A 14,707-nucleotide genomic window follows, 5' to 3' on the forward strand; every position below is an offset into this window, starting at 1 on the left:
TTAAAAAATCCGGCCGGACCCTGATGAATTCATACACCGCCTGTTATTTCAAGACAAACTGTGCCCGGCGGTTTTTACTGTATGCCGCTTCATTCTGGCCCGGATCCAGAGGTCTTTCTTCCCCGTAGCTGACCGTGGTCATCCGGAATGATCCAATACCCAGATCCTGCAGATACTGTTTGACCGCACCGGCACGCCGTTCCCCCAAAGCCAGGTTGTATTCCGTGGTTCCCCTTTCATCACAATGTCCTTCAATGACAATGCTGTGGCCCGGATTGGCCTTGAGCCAGTCCGCTTTTTCCCGAAGCAGGGCCCTTGCCGTGTCCGTCAGCTGGGCACTGTCATATTCAAAGTGGATATGCTGATGCAGGAAACGGGTCTGGGCGGCCTCGGCCCGGGCCTGTTCCATGGCTGCTTTTCTATCCGCTTCCTCGGCCAGTTCCTGCTGGCGGATCCGTTCCTGCTCCGCTATTCTGGCCGCTTCCGCAGCTGCCGCTTCCGCTGATGCCTGTGTCTGATCTTCAATGGCCGTGGAGTCGGACACCACTGTTTTCTTGGCACAGGATGCCGTCAAAAAAAGTCCGGCCACAAGAATTGCCATTAATACATGTAATCCCAGTTTTTTGTTCATCACAACCTCCTTGATTGTTTGACTTGCGTTTTGAAAACGTTATTCTTTGTATGTCATGGGTTTCGACCAGCGGGGCTGAGTCTGGTGCCCCGGCATATTCATCAGCCGGCGCTGATCGGTTCCGGCTGCCGTCATCACAAACACGGCGCCTCCCCGGCCGTCACGGGTAGATGTAAAAACGATCAGGTTCCCGTCCGGAGACCAGGACGGATCCTCATTGTCCCCCTGGTTTCGGGTCAGCTGCACGGGCATGCCGGGCCCTTTATCCAGCTGGACCATATAAATATCGATCCGGTTCTTCTCGATCCCCACATAAGCGATTTTTTTTCCATCCGGGGACCAGGCCGGAGACGTGTTGTATCTTCCCTGAAACGTCACCCGGTCAACCTCCCCGGAGGATAGATCCTTGATGTAAATCTGAGGGGTACCGGACCGGTTGGAAACAAACGCCAGTTTACCGCCATCCGGTGAAAACTGCGGCGACACATTGATTCCCCAGCTGCTGGTTATCTTTTTAATCATTTCTCCCTGCCGGGTCAACAGATATATTTCCTGATTTCCGGAAAAGCTCAACGCCGCAGCCAATTTGTCCTGTCCCGGCATCCAGGCCGGGGTGATGTTCATGCCGTCGCGTTTGATCACCGTGCCCCGTTTCTGTTCCAGATGCCGGATATAGATATCGGGCTTGCCCCCGGCATAGGACACATACGCCAGCCATTGTCCGTCCGAAGACCAGGCCGGAGACAGACTGATGCTTTTGTGACGGGTGATCCGGACGGGATTGTGCCCGTCAAAATCACTCACAAAAATTTCCTTGTTTCCATCCACCGTGGAAACAAAGGTCAGTTTGCTGGCAAATACCCCCCATTTGCCGGTCAGCGCATGGGACACTTCTGCGCAGAACAGATGTATCATGCGCCGGATCTGATCCGGAGGCCCGGTGTAGACTTTGCCTTTCAACAGCTGATGATTGAATGTGTCAAACAGCCGCAGTTCCAGTTTCACCCGGCCGTCTTTTTCCTCAATACCGCCCGTGATCAGCAGTTCCGCACCGATGCCGGTCCAGTCTGAAAATTTGATCTGTGACATCTGAATACCGGTTTTTGACGGATCCGCCAGAAACGCTGCCGGATTGACCTGTTTCAAAAATCCGGTGAACGTCAGTCCGTTTTCAAGCGTTTCAAGCGCTTCTGCACCGATCCGGGTTTCCGCCGGGCTGCCGGTCAATGCCATGAATGCGGGCAAAGCGATCGGGGTTTTATTTAAAAAAGGATTACTCACCTGAATGGTATCATACGGGGCTGCCGTCAACCGGTCCGGCGCCATCAATAAACCCATCAGCAAAAGCATGATGGCGGACACTACAAATCGCCTGGTCATTTCAATCCTTTCGGGGTAAAAATTACCACCACATCATAAGATGCCATGCCCGGGGGCAACGCCGGCAGGGGATTGGCCCGCTGAATCGCCCGTTTGGCACTCTGGTCCAGGTATGGATTCCCGGACCGGGTTTCATAGATAATATCTCTTATTTCCCCGTTTTTCAAAATTTTTATTAATATCCGGACCTCCATATTCTGGTCCAGTCCGGCCAGCATCTCATTGAACACCCAGTTCTGCTGAATGGTAGATTGCAGCACCAGTTTATAAAAATCCAGGGGAGTCCCCCCTTTTCTGCCGGTCCCCCCGCCCGTACCGGAACCGGAAACCGGTCCGGTGCCCGTACCATTCACGGACTTGTCCTGTTCTTTCACTGTGCTGGCAAGGCGTTCCATGGCCTGTGCCAGTTGCTGCTGTGAATTTGGTTCTTTTTTTTCAGGTGGGTTTTCCGGCTTGTTTTCAGGTGCCGGTTCAACAGGCTTCGATTCTGGTTTGGACTCGGGTTTTGGCTCAGGCTCGGGTTTGGGTGCCGGTTCCGGCTTTTTTGCCATCAGCTCTTTGAGATTTTCGGGTTTTGACTTCAAGCTGAGATCCGGCTTCAGCACGGCCACGGGTTCCGGCTCAGGCACATTTTCAACCGGCGGATCCGTTGATTCTGAAACCGCTGGTTCCGGCGCATTGTCCAAAGATGCATCCGGCAAAGACACAGGACCGGACACATTTTTTGGGGCTGCCGGACCGCCGGGCTCTCCCGGGGCAAACGATACCAGATCCACCTGCACCACTTCCGGGGTTTTGTAAGGCATCCTGAATTCAACCAGCCAGATGCTGACCAGGAAAAAAAGCACATGGACACCCATGGAAATCCCTAAGTACACGGCCAGACGCCGGGAACGGATCCCGTCTGTGTCAAAGCCCCGGGGTCTGATATCTCTGATCGGGAAAAAAAGTGCCATCATACCCACATGTCAGGATGCATCTGCATCGTCCGGAAGGGTAATCATGCCCAGGCTTTTGACCCCTGCCTTTTTGATCTGGGACATCACATGAACCACCACCCCGTACGGCACCTGTTTGTCCGCTTTCAGATACACGGCATCGGAATCCATATTTTCCAGGATCGCTCCCAGTTTTTCCGCCAGAAACGCCACAGACACTTCCTGATTGTTCAGATATACCGTGCGGTCTTTGTCCACGGATATCATCAGATGATCCTCATCAGACGGCAAAGGCCCGGCAGTGGCCGTGGGCAGATCCACATCCACCCCCTGCACCATCATGGGCGCGGTCACCATGAAAATAATCAGCAGCACCAGCATCACGTCCACAAACGGCGTCACGTTGATTTCAGACATCAATGCATCATTACCGGATTCAAACCGCATCATGCCTCCATTTGATTTTGAATGTCACGTTCAATGATATTCAACAGATCCGAAGAAAAGGTTTCCAGTTCCGAATTCAAGACCCGGATTTTATCTGTGTAATGATTATACGCCATCACGGCGGGAATGGCAGCTGCCAGGCCGGCGGCCGTGGCGATCAGCGCTTCGGAAATACCCGGCGCCACCACGGCCAGGCTGGCGGATCCGCTCAGACCGATACCCTGGAACGTATGCATAATCCCCCACACCGTGCCGAAAAGTCCGATAAACGGTGCCGTGTTTCCCACGGTGGCCAGAAACGGAATCAGCTGGCGGTAACGATGAATCTCCATCGTGATGGACCGTCGCAGGATCCGCTGGACACTGCCCATGCTCTGGAGGGAAACCGGGCTGGCTTTTCCCCGGGATCGATTGATTTCCATGTAAGCCGGAATAAAAATTCGGGCCGCCGGACTGGACCGCAGGGCCTTGGCTTTGGCAAAGGCATCGGCCAGGGTCCGGCACTGCCAGAATATGTCGGTGAAATCCGCTGTTTCCCGAAACGCTTTTCGAAAATACCGGAATTTTATAAAAATAATGGCCCATGTAACAATGGAAAAGAACAGGAGCACGAGCATGACAAACTTTACCACAGGCCCGGCATCCGCAAGCATGTAAAGCAGTCCGATTGTCTCAGTCGTCATAGTCCCTCGCTTGAAGTTGAATCTTTGGATATTCCTTTGAATAACTATATGAGGCAGGCGGTTCTGTCAAGTACCAGTCAAGGTCCCGGGGTCACACCGGCCAAAAACACAAAAGCCCCTTTAAATTGAATTAAAGGGGCTTTTGTTTATCACTGTTCAGGCACAGCCTGTCAAAAGGCCTGCGGACGGATCAGCTACATCATGCCGCCCATGCCGCCCATGCCGCCCATACCGCCGCCGGGCATCGGAGGTGCCGGGTTGTCTTCTTTCTTCTCAGCGATCATGGCTTCGGTGGTGAGCATCACAGATGCCACGGATGCAGCGTTCTGCAACGCAAACCGCACCACTTTCTTGGGATCGATGACACCGGCCTCGATCAGGTCTTCATACACATCGGTTCTGGCGTTGTAACCAAACGCGCCTTTGCCTTCCTTGACCTTGTTGATGACGACAGAGCCTTCCACACCGGCGTTATCGGCAATCTTGCGCAGGGGCTCTTCAATGGCTCTGGCCACCACGGCAACCCCCAGTTTTTCCTCGCCTTCCACATCCAGATCCTTGAGTGCGTCAAGGCACCGGACCAGGGCCACGCCACCGCCGGGAACAATGCCTTCTTCCACAGCGGCTCGGGTTGCGTTCAAAGCATCTTCCACCCGGGCTTTCTTTTCCTTCATCTCGGTTTCAGTGGCAGCGCCCACATTGATGACGGCCACACCGCCCACCAGTTTGGCCAGGCGTTCCTGGAGTTTTTCTCTGTCATAGTCGGAAGAGGTTTCTTCCACCTGGGCACGGATCATTTTCACCCGGCCTTCCAAAGCTTCTCTGGAACCGGCACCGTCCACGATGGTGGTGTTGTCTTTATCGATGCTGATGGATTTGGCCTGTCCCAGATCCTGGAGGGTCACATTTTCCAGTTTGATGCCGATATCTTCGGACACCACCTGGCCGCCGGTGAGAATGGCGATATCTTCCAGCATGGCTTTTCTTCTGTCACCGAAACCCGGCGCTTTCACAGCTGCCACGTTCAGGGTGCCGCGCAGTTTGTTCACCACCAGCGTAGCCAAAGCTTCGCCTTCGATATCTTCCGCAATGATCACCAGGGGTTTGCCGGTTTTGGCAATGCTTTCCAGGATCGGCAGCAGATCTTTCATGGAAGAGATTTTTTTGTCACAGATCAGCACATAGGGATTTTCCATGGCTGCCACCATTTTTTCGGTATCTGTGGCAAAATAGGGAGACAGATATCCTCTGTCAAACTGCATGCCTTCCACCACTTCCAGGGTAGTTTCCATGGATTTGGCTTCTTCCACGGTAATTACGCCTTCTTTGCCCACTTTGTCCATGGCCTCGGCAATGATGTTACCGATGGTTTCGTCACTGTTGGCGGAAATGGTACCCACCTGGGCAATTTCATTCTGGTTTTTGGTGGGTTTGGCAAGTTCTTCCAGTTTTTCGGTGATTCTGGCCACGGCCTTGTCAATACCGCGCTTGATTCCCATGGGGTTGTTGCCGGCCACCACCAGTTTCTGACCTTCTTCATAGATGGCACGGGCCAGCACTGTGGCGGTCGTGGTGCCGTCACCTGCCATGTCAGAGGTTTTGGAAGATACTTCCTTGACCATCTGGGCACCCATGTTCTCGAATTTGTCTTCCAGATCGATCTCTTTGGCAACGGTCACACCATCTTTGGTCACGGTGGGGGATCCCCAGGATTTTTCGATGACGACGTTTCTGCCCTTGGGTCCCAGGGTGACAACAACGGCATCTGCCAGTGCTTTTACCCCTTTGAGCATTGCTTCCCGTGCTTTGGAATCATATTTGATTTCTTTGGCCATTTTTATTCATCTCCATATAAATTTTAAAGTTTTAGGTATTTAAAGTACTGGGTCTCAGATGTCGGAATCAGGTTATTCGATAACGCCCAGTACATCATCCTGGCGCAGGATCAGGTAATCTTCGCCATCGATTTTTACATCCGTGCCGCCGTATTTGCTGAACAATACCCGGTCACCCACTTTGACATCCATGGGCAGCAGTTTGCCGTCTTCGCCCATCCGGCCGTTACCCGTGGCCACTACTTTTCCCTCAGCCGGTTTTTCCTTGGCTGTATCCGGAATAATGATACCGCCTTTGGTTTTTTCATCTTCTGCGGTACGCTGTACCAGAATTCTGTCACTCAATGGTCTCAAACTCATGATGCAATACTCCTCTTCTAAGTTTAAATGTTGGTCGGATTGATTTGATTAAATGGTTATGTGTCAACGTCTGCTATTTGTCATCTTTCTTTTTGGATGGTTCGGATGCCGCAGCACACGTTGATTTCGCGGGTTCGGCCGAAGATTTGTCCAAATTATTCTCCGCCCGGGTTTTGGTTCCGCCGTAATCGGTGACATACCAGCCGGATCCCTTCAAATGGAAAGAGCTGTGAGATATGATTTTGCTCAGGGGCCCATGGCATTTGGGGCATACCGTCAACGGCGCATCTGAAATTTTTTGAAAGGCTTCTTCAATATGTTTACATGCTGAACACTGATACTCATAAACCGGCATTTTCCCTTTCTCCCTTTTTTACGCGTCAATCACTGCTTGAAAAATCATTGATATAATAATAAGCATTTTTCCCCTGTCAAGGCAGGTTTTTTTAAAATTTCACCCAAGATCACTGGCCATGGTCGTTCCTCCATTGTTCAAAAAAATCAAAGACTTGCTTTAATCCCTCCAGGGCAACCGGCGCAAGTATCCCATAGGTGAGACAATGGACTCTTCTTTCTTCAGCCAGGGTCACGGACGCTTCAGATGTGTGCTCATACCGATGATGAAATTGAAGAAACCGCACCACATGCACCAGTTCATGCACCAGCACATAGACCAGAAACGGCAGCAGTCGGATGGACGGCTGCACGGTCACGGTGCCTAAAATAGCCGGATCCTGGAGGCATACCGTGTACAGACTGAACCGTGAAGACCCCAGCGGCACATCGGCTTTCTGCCCTTCATATTTCACCACCTGGGCAAACGGTCCATTCACCCGCTCATGGGAAGCCAGATCCCGGGCCGTTCGGATATCATACCGATTTTTGAGCCATTGTCCCGACGACAGTTTATAATAGCTGTTCACCAGGTCTTCACTTATCACCGCTGCTTTGGAGACAGTTTCCAGTTCGGATGGATTGAAAAACCGGTCAATTTGCGTTTCCATGGTTTCCAGACAAAAAAAATTGGACATTTACCCGAAATTTATGCTAATGTCAAAATTTACCTGATAATACATCATTTTAAAGAAAATTAAAGGAGGTGATTTTTTTGAGCAGTGTCATCAAAAAGAGACGCAAAAAAATGCGGAAGCACAAACACAGAAAACTGCTGGCCAAAACCAGGCATCAGAGAAAAAAGAAATAAGCAACAAATTTCAGGGGCGGTCCGGGAATAAAACATTCACCCGGACCGCCCCTTTTTTGTGCTGCTCCCGATAATTGGTTACCTAGCGGTCAGCCCCTTTCATATACTTCATCAAATCCGAATCCGTGGACAGAATCAGGGAGCTGTCTTTTTCCAGGGCATTGGCATACAGATCCATGGTCTTTACAAACGCATAAAATTCAGGGTCTTTTCCATACGCCGCCGCATAGATCCCGGCGGCTTCCGCATCTGCCTTACCCTTGGTTTCTTCGGCGGTGCGATAGGCTTCCGATTTGATCACCTGGAGATCCTTTTCCTTTTCACCCCGGATATTGCTGGCCTCCCCCCGACCCTCGGCCCGGAATTTTTCAGCAATCTGGTTTCGCTCGGCAATCATCCGGTCATACACAGACCGCCGAACACTGTCTATATAATTGATGCGCTTGATTTTCACATCCACCAGCTCGATACCGAACTCTTCGAGTTTTTCCTTTGCCTGGGCCACAATACGGCGGGTGATTTCATCCCGGCCCAGGTTCACGGTGTATCGGACCTTTCTCGGGGCTTCTTCCTCCATTTTGGCTTCCGTGTCCGCGCCAAACCCTTCAAAGGTATCCATGGGCCGGTCCGTGTTGCGCACAATCTCTGCTAAAGGATAAGAACTGATCAGGTTCCGGGTGGCCGGGTCGATCAGGTCGTCCAAGCGCTTCTGTGCGGAAAATTCATCCTTGACCGTCTCAAAATAGGTCAGCGGATCAGTAATCCGCCACCTGGCAAAGGTATCCACCCAGATATAGGTTTTGTCCCGGGTGGGAACCTGACCGGGACTGCCGTCCCATTCCAGCAGATTTTTTGCAAAATAATTGGCCTTCTGAATAAAGGGCACCTTGAAATTCAACCCCGGTTCCGTCACGGGTTCTCCGGTAATCCGGCCGAACTGGGTGATCACCACCTGCTCGGTTTCATCCACAATATATGCGGCGTCGTACACAACCACGGCCAGTATGACCAGAACGGCCACGCTCAATACTTTAATTTGCTGCGAATTCATATGTTATTCACCTTTCTGAAGAAATCTGTCTGAAAGCGTTGATGCACCCTCCCCCATATTCAGCAGAGGCAGCACATTTTTCTGATCTGAATCAATGATGTACTTGGCCCCGATTTTAGGCAGTACGTTCAGCATGGTCTCCAGATACATGCGGTTCCGGGTCACATCCTTTGCCTGGTTATAAGCGTCATACACTGCCAGGAAACGGGTGGCATCCCCCTGGGCCCGGTTCACCCGGTCGATGGCATACCCTTCCGCATCCTTGATCACCCGCTTGGCTTCACCTCTGGCCAGGGGCACGGCTTTGTTGTATTCTTCTCTGGCCTTGTAAATGGTCTGCTCTTTTTCTTGGATCGCCTGGTTCACCTGGTTGAAGGATGCCTGTACCGGCTCGGGCACATTGGTCCGCTTCATTTCAATATTCACAATGGCAATGCCTGCTTTGGCATTGTCCAGCTCGCTCTGGAGCATTTCCCTGGCAGCCTGGGCTATCTGCGCTCTTTCCGTAATCACCTCGTTGATACTGCGGTCCCCCACAACGGTACGCATGGTGGCCTCGGACATGTTGCGCAACAGCGAGATCACATCCTTGACATTGAAAAGATAGGCTCTGGGATCCGCCCGCCGGTACTGGACGATCCAGGGCACCACGCCCACGTTGAGGTCACCGGTGAGCATCAAAGATGATTCAGACGCGTTTCCGTACGCCCCGGCACTTTCCGCTGCCTGCACACCGAACTCTTCGGTCTCAGGGGTCCGGACATTGACCTTTGTGACCTTTTCAATGCCCGAGGGCAGTTTGAAATTCAAGCCGGGCTGGGCAAGTCGGTTGTATTTCCCAAACCGCTGCACCACCCCCACCTCGCTTCTGTCCACGGTATAAAACGTGGAAGATGCCAGGTACAATATCAGCAGAACAATGATCCCGATAAATATGCCTGGGAATTTAAATCCCTTGAATTTATTGAAAATTTCATCCATCTGTGGCGGCCTGGGCATGCCGGGACCACCGCCGCTGCCGCCCTTGTTCTTTTCATATTTCTGCTGATTTTCCCTCAGCTTTTCCCAATCCCAATTCATAAATAATGAGTTCCTGTTTGTTGTTTACGATAAAATATATGTGAACCTTCTATATTATTGAATCAATATATTATTATCAACGACAAAAGGCAATATTTTTCGAACCCGGTCACTGAATCCGACCGGATAAGGGGTTTAAAATGAAAAAAACAATACCCAACCTTCAGGGTCCGTGGTATAAATATAACCATATATAAATCAACCCAACAGGATCCGCCCATGCCTCCCCCTTCCAACAACCGAAAACTGATTCATATTCGTGACATTCTTGCCACGGCTCTGGAAAAATACCGACCGGCCAAAGACACTGAAATGACCCGCATCTGGGATATCTGGGAAACGGCCGTGGGACAGCCCGTCGCCATGAACGCCAAACCCCATGCTTTCAGAGACGGCGTGCTCATTGTCCATGTGTCCAGTTCATCATGGATCCACCAGCTCAAATTTCTGGAAAAACAGATGACCGCCAATATCAATGCCCATTTGGACCAGCCCCTGGTTCAGCAGATCCGGTTTAAAATTGGCAGCATATACAGTTGATACCCTGTTTGATCCCCCGTTGACCCTGTTTCAGCCTGAAACCGGGTACCGGTTTTCTCTGGACCCGGTCATTCTGGCCGGTCATGTCCTTCCTGGCCCCAAAGACCGCGTCATGGACATCGGGTGCGGATGCGGGATTCTGTGTTTGATCCTGGCCGGCCGGCATCCGGAAATCTCAATCACGGGCATTGAAATCCAGAAAGATCTGGCTGACCTGGCCCAAAAAAATGCCGTGTGCAACCATATGGCAGACCGGATCCGCATCCGTCACCAGAATATCCAAACCCTGTCTGTCACTGATTTATCCGCCCCCATGGACCTTATCGTATCCAATCCGCCTTATAAAAAAAAATCCACGGGCCGGGTGAACCCGGACCGGGGACGGGCCCTGGCCCGGCATGAAATCACATTGGATATCGATACGCTGGCGGCCTGCGCCCATGTTTTCTTACGACCGGAAGGACGATTGTGCCTGATTTTTCCGGCATCCCGCACAGCGGATCTCACAGTTGCGCTGGGACATGCCGGGTTCCGGATCGACTGGATAAGGTATGTCCATTTTTGTGTCAATGATGCGGCCCAACGGGTCCTGGTCTGTGCGGTCAGATACGGCTCAGGCGCCGCCACCCGATGCCCGCCGCTGTATCTGTATCACCCGGACGGCACCCCCACCCGGGCGCATTCAGCTCTTTTTGAGTGGTGATTTTATTGGGCCGGTGGTTTAATCCTTGACACCGGCGCAAAAAGATACTATTTTCCCCAGATTAATTGACTGCGGAGAGGTGGCCGAGCGGCTGAAGGTGCACGCCTGGAAAGCGTGTGTATCCTAACCGGGTACCGAGGGTTCGAATCCCTCCCTCTCCGCCACACCCCCTTCGGACACCATGTCTTATCAGGTTTTAGCACTCAAATACCGGCCCCAGACATTTGACGATGTGGTGGGCCAGTCACATGTCACCACCACCCTTGTGAATGCCATTTTGCAGGACCGGGTGGCCCATGCCATGCTGTTCACCGGCCCCAGGGGCACGGGCAAAACCACCATTGCCCGGATTCTGGCCAAAGCCATGAACTGTACCACCGGCCCGACTCCGACCCCGTGCAACCAGTGCAAATCCTGTACCGAGATCATCGCCGGCCATTGTGCAGACGTATTCGAGATCGACGGGGCCTCCAACAACAGCGTGGACCAGATCCGGGATCTGCGGGAAAACGTCACGTATCTGCCGGCGGCCGCCGCTTACAAAATCTATATCATCGACGAAGTGCACATGCTGTCCACAGCCGCGTTCAATGCGCTGCTCAAAACCCTGGAAGAACCGCCCGGCCATGTGCTGTTCATCTTTGCCACCACTGAAGTCCATAAAATCCCGGCCACCATTCTGTCCCGGTGCCAGCGCCATGACCTGGGACGAATTCCTTTGGAGGCCATTTCCGAACTGCTGAAAAAAATCTGCCGCAAAGAAGGGTTTGGTGTTCAGGACCAGGGGCTGGAACTGATCGCTCTGGAAGCGGATGGTTCGGTTCGCGATGCCTTGAGCCTGCTGGACCGGATTCTGTCGGCCACCCCTGAAAAAACGATCTCCTATGAAATGGTGGTGAATCATCTCGGGGTTCTGGACCGGCGCATCATGCACGAATTAAGTGATGCCCTGTTTGAAAAAAATGTATCCGGACTGATCGCTTTGGTGGACCGTGTCAATGATACCGGTCTGGACTTGAAAAAATTCTACGGCGATCTGATTGCCCATTTCCGGAATTTGAGCATCATCAAACAGTGCGGTCCGGATCATCCGGCCGTCAACCTGACCGCCGGTGAAAAAAAACAGATTCACACCCGGGTGGCTCAGATGCCGGAAGCATATTTAGGGCATCTGCTCCAGGTTCTGCTGACCGATGAAGACATGGTCAAGCGCACCAGTCATACCCGCATTGCCATTGAAACGGTTTTGTTCAAACTGCGCCAGGTCCGGGCCGGTGCATCCATCGACCGGATCATCGCGCAGCTGGACCTTCTGGCACAGCAGATGAAATCAGGCGAAACAATGCCGGACAATCCTTCTGACATCCGCCCTTCCCCGCCGGCGGGTGACCAGCAAATGCCTTCTGGGCCGATACAAGAATCTCCGTCGGCTTATGCGGCCCCGGCAGCTTTGTCCCCTGGGCCGGACCAGATCCGGGAAACCGCTGACGAACCATCCCCGGAGCCCCCCCGGACCTGGGACGGGTTTTTGACACGGATCGAACCGTTGATGCCGTTCATGCATGTGCTGCTGACCCGGGGACAGATCGCTTCGGAAACCCAGGATACGCTGGAAGTCCACCTGTCGGACTGCACCCAGTTTGACCGGAAACGGCTTAAAGACAAACAGGGGGAACTTGAAAAACAGTGCCGGAAATTTCTGGGAAAAACACTGAAGATCCATGTGGCCTCCCGGGCCCGGCCCCTTGCTTTGGCCCAAGAAAAAGCAAAAGATGCCAAGGCATTGCAGGCTGCGGCCAGTCACCCGCTGGTGCAAACCGCCAAAGAAATTTTCAATGGTGAAATCATTAATATGTAACAATGACTCAGGAGTTTAGACGATGAAAAATATGAACAACATGATGAAACAGGCCCAGAAACTGCAGAAAAAAATGCTCCAGGCCCAGGAGGAACTGGCGACCAAAACCGTGGAGGCTTCGGCCGGCGGAGGGATGGTCAAAGTGGTGGCCAACGGCGGTCAGAAGATCGAATCCATTGTTCTGGAAAAAGAGGTGGTGGATCCGGACGATGTGGAAATGCTCCAGGACCTGGTCATGGCTGCGGTGAACGATGCATTGAAAAAATCCCAGGAAATGATGTCTGCTGAGATGAGCAAGCTCACCGGCGGAATGAACATCCCGGGTCTGTAACCTCTGTGACCCATTATCCGGATGCCATTCTCAAGCTGATCTCCAGTTTTTCCACACTGCCGGGAATCGGCCGGAAAACCGCGGAACGACTGGCCCTGCACCTGCTACATGCACCGGATCACGAAGCATCGACCCTGGCAGCTGATATCATTGAACTCAAACGGTCCGTGCGAATCTGTGCCACCTGTTTTTCCCTCAGCGACCAGGAAATCTGCCGGATCTGTGCGGATCCGTCCCGGGACCCCGGGGTGATCTGTGTGGTGGAAAATCCGGCCGACCTGGCAGCCATTGAAAAATCCAGATCCTTTACAGGATGTTATCATGTGCTGGGCGGGGCATTGTCTCCCATTGACGGGATCGGGCCCGATGATATCCGTTTAAAGGAACTTTTCAACCGGGCCGATCCCCGAAAGGTCCGGGAGATCATCATTGCCACCCGGACCAATGTGGAAGGGGAAGCCACGGCCGCCTACATTCATGAGCGCCTCAAATCCCGGGGCGTCACCCTCACCCGGATCGCATCCGGGGTCCCTATGGGCGGAGATCTTCAGTATGTGGATCCTTTGACCCTGCAAAAAGCCATGGAAAAACGATATGACGTCTGAATTTCAAACGCTGGATGACATTTTTCAATGTCAAATGTGCGGACAGTGCTGCAACGGGTTCGGCGGCACCTATGTAACACCTGAAGATATTGTGCGCATCAGCACCTATATCCAGGCGGATCCGGATGAATTTATCCCCGAATACTGCGACATGACCGGTGCCGGGCCCGTGCTGACCCAGGGACCGGACGGGCGGTGCATTTTTTTTGATGAACAAATCCAGTGCACCATTCATCCGGTAAAACCCCGGATGTGCCGGGCCTGGCCATTTTTAAAGACTGTGGTGCATCATCCGGAAAACTGGGATGCCATGGCATCCGCCTGTCCCGGCATGGTATCGTCGGTGCCCCATGGGGATCTGGTGCGCATTATTGCGGATCACATCGAAAAAAGAGGGTTCTGACCCGCCTTTTTTTGCATGTCACCCGGCCGGTTCCCCTATTTATTCCGAATATCCGTTCAACCACCAGTTGTCCCACCGGGTTTCCAGAATATCGGCGGCCATCTGCTTTCCCATGTCGGTTTTCAGGCGCTCCCCGATCACTTCCAGCCATCGGTCCGGAAACGCGGCCCCCGTGTCTTTGAGTTTTTTTAATTCCAGGATGAACGACAGCTGATCCGCATCTTTTGCCAGCCGTGCCTCCAGGGTTTTTCCGGCATTGAATTCCGCCACCAGGGCAATGATGTCCGGGCCAAAGGGCAGGTCCCGGACCAGATGGGTCAAGGCGGCTGCCTCATCCACCCGGGCGTAGTTTTTCTGCACATAATTGAAATCCCCGGTCCTGGCTTCTGCCATGTCATGGACCAGAGCCATGGCGGTCAACCGTTCCCCGTTCACTTCGGGCACCATCCGGGCCATGATCCAGCAGATAAACGTCGTGGTGAAACAATGGTCTGCAATACTTTCCGTTCCGTTTCCCAGAAATGCGTAACCGGACCGTTTCAGATCTTTAAGCATCCGGGCTTCAAACAATATATCTGCTATCTGCTTCATGGGGTCTCCATCATAGGGTTGACTTTTGGCCTGAAGGCTGTACAACTACACAATTTAATTTTAATTT

At 52.6% G+C, this 14,707-nt stretch carries 19 protein-coding genes and 1 tRNA gene; 8 read left to right on the forward strand and 12 right to left on the reverse strand.

The genetic code is table 11. The annotated features are described in order from the left end of the window. Positions 1–43: 43 nt before the first annotated feature. The 9 genes from pal to K365_RS0113990 all read right to left on the reverse strand — a co-directional run bounded on the left by pal (position 44) and on the right by K365_RS0113990 (position 7,278). Entirely contained in the window at positions 44–631 is a 588-nt protein-coding gene (gene pal / locus K365_RS0113950) for a peptidoglycan-associated lipoprotein Pal (RefSeq protein WP_024335064.1), read from the reverse strand. A gap of 39 nt (positions 632–670) precedes the next feature. Beyond that, complete coding sequence (gene tolB, locus K365_RS0113955; protein WP_024335065.1) at positions 671–2,011, reverse strand: Tol-Pal system beta propeller repeat protein TolB; 1,341 nt, start codon at positions 2,009–2,011, stop codon at positions 671–673. Further along, on the reverse strand, positions 2,008–2,970 hold the full coding sequence (locus tag K365_RS27960; protein WP_024335066.1) for an energy transducer TonB: 963 nt from the start codon (positions 2,968–2,970) through the stop codon (positions 2,008–2,010). Before K365_RS27960 ends, tolB begins: the two co-directional genes overlap by 4 nt. 9 nt (positions 2,971–2,979) lie before the next feature. After that, positions 2,980–3,396 carry a protein TolR gene (gene tolR / locus K365_RS0113965; protein ID WP_024335067.1) on the reverse strand — a complete coding sequence of 139 codons (417 nt, stop codon included), beginning with the start codon at positions 3,394–3,396 and terminating at the stop codon, positions 2,980–2,982. Continuing rightward, the gene (gene tolQ, locus K365_RS0113970) at positions 3,396–4,079 is read right to left on the reverse strand and encodes a protein TolQ (protein ID WP_024335068.1); all 684 of its coding nucleotides are present in this window, start codon (positions 4,077–4,079) and stop codon (positions 3,396–3,398) included. Before tolQ ends, tolR begins: the two co-directional genes overlap by 1 nt. A gap of 194 nt (positions 4,080–4,273) precedes the next feature. Continuing rightward, positions 4,274–5,914, reverse strand: a complete 1,641-nt coding sequence (groL, locus tag K365_RS0113975) for a chaperonin GroEL (protein WP_024335069.1) — start codon at positions 5,912–5,914, stop codon at positions 4,274–4,276. A 72-nt stretch (positions 5,915–5,986) separates the two neighbouring features. After that, entirely contained in the window at positions 5,987–6,274 is a 288-nt protein-coding gene (gene groES, locus K365_RS0113980; RefSeq protein ID WP_006964670.1) for a co-chaperone GroES, read from the reverse strand. Positions 6,275–6,347: 73 nt separating this feature from the next. Next, positions 6,348–6,629: an FmdB family zinc ribbon protein gene (locus K365_RS0113985; protein ID WP_024335070.1), complete on the reverse strand. Its 282-nt coding sequence runs from the start codon at positions 6,627–6,629 to the stop codon at positions 6,348–6,350. 109 nt (positions 6,630–6,738) lie between these two features. Then, the gene (locus tag K365_RS0113990; RefSeq protein ID WP_034625736.1) at positions 6,739–7,278 is read right to left on the reverse strand and encodes a hypothetical protein; all 540 of its coding nucleotides are present in this window, start codon (positions 7,276–7,278) and stop codon (positions 6,739–6,741) included. 95 nt (positions 7,279–7,373) lie between these two features. Between K365_RS0113990 and K365_RS27395 the strand changes: the two genes are divergently transcribed. Next, positions 7,374–7,478, forward strand: coding sequence for a 30S ribosomal protein bS22 (locus K365_RS27395; RefSeq protein WP_083911995.1), 105 nt, complete (start codon positions 7,374–7,376; stop codon positions 7,476–7,478). Between the two features lie 82 nt (positions 7,479–7,560). On the opposite strand, the gene hflC is transcribed toward K365_RS27395, so the two are convergent. Beyond that, positions 7,561–8,529, reverse strand: coding sequence for a protease modulator HflC (gene hflC / locus K365_RS0114000; protein WP_024335072.1), 969 nt, complete (start codon positions 8,527–8,529; stop codon positions 7,561–7,563). A gap of 3 nt (positions 8,530–8,532) precedes the next feature. Beyond that, on the reverse strand, positions 8,533–9,609 hold the full coding sequence (gene hflK / locus K365_RS0114005; protein WP_024335073.1) for an FtsH protease activity modulator HflK: 1,077 nt from the start codon (positions 9,607–9,609) through the stop codon (positions 8,533–8,535). Positions 9,610–9,828: 219 nt separating this feature from the next. On the opposite strand from hflK, the gene K365_RS0114010 reads away from it, so the two are divergent. The 7 genes from K365_RS0114010 to K365_RS0114040 all read left to right on the forward strand — a co-directional run bounded on the left by K365_RS0114010 (position 9,829) and on the right by K365_RS0114040 (position 14,049). Further along, positions 9,829–10,149: a DciA family protein gene (locus tag K365_RS0114010; RefSeq protein ID WP_024335074.1), complete on the forward strand. Its 321-nt coding sequence runs from the start codon at positions 9,829–9,831 to the stop codon at positions 10,147–10,149. Continuing rightward, entirely contained in the window at positions 10,130–10,852 is a 723-nt protein-coding gene (locus K365_RS26670) for a tRNA1(Val) (adenine(37)-N6)-methyltransferase (RefSeq protein WP_024335075.1), read from the forward strand. The genes K365_RS0114010 and K365_RS26670 overlap by 20 nt, the downstream gene beginning before the upstream one ends. Before the next feature lie 73 nt (positions 10,853–10,925). Further along, a tRNA-Ser gene (locus tag K365_RS0114020) sits at positions 10,926–11,016 on the forward strand. Between the two features lie 17 nt (positions 11,017–11,033). Continuing rightward, positions 11,034–12,710, forward strand: a complete 1,677-nt coding sequence (gene dnaX, locus K365_RS0114025) for a DNA polymerase III subunit gamma/tau (protein WP_024335076.1) — start codon at positions 11,034–11,036, stop codon at positions 12,708–12,710. 22 nt (positions 12,711–12,732) lie between these two features. Beyond that, a complete protein-coding gene (locus K365_RS0114030; RefSeq protein ID WP_006964662.1) occupies positions 12,733–13,041 on the forward strand; it encodes a YbaB/EbfC family nucleoid-associated protein in 309 nt (102 codons plus the stop codon). Positions 13,042–13,046: 5 nt separating this feature from the next. Further along, the gene (gene recR / locus K365_RS0114035; protein ID WP_024335077.1) at positions 13,047–13,646 is read left to right on the forward strand and encodes a recombination mediator RecR; all 600 of its coding nucleotides are present in this window, start codon (positions 13,047–13,049) and stop codon (positions 13,644–13,646) included. After that, a complete protein-coding gene (locus tag K365_RS0114040) occupies positions 13,636–14,049 on the forward strand; it encodes a YkgJ family cysteine cluster protein (RefSeq protein WP_024335078.1) in 414 nt (137 codons plus the stop codon). The genes recR and K365_RS0114040 overlap by 11 nt, the downstream gene beginning before the upstream one ends. 39 nt (positions 14,050–14,088) lie before the next feature. Here the strand turns inward: K365_RS0114040 and K365_RS0114045 are convergent, their stop codons facing one another. Then, positions 14,089–14,640 carry an HD domain-containing protein gene (locus K365_RS0114045; RefSeq protein ID WP_024335079.1) on the reverse strand — a complete coding sequence of 184 codons (552 nt, stop codon included), beginning with the start codon at positions 14,638–14,640 and terminating at the stop codon, positions 14,089–14,091. Positions 14,641–14,707 lie beyond the last annotated feature (67 nt).

The organism is Desulfotignum balticum DSM 7044 (assembly GCF_000421285.1).
Classification (GTDB): Bacteria; Desulfobacterota; Desulfobacteria; order Desulfobacterales; family Desulfobacteraceae; genus Desulfotignum; species Desulfotignum balticum.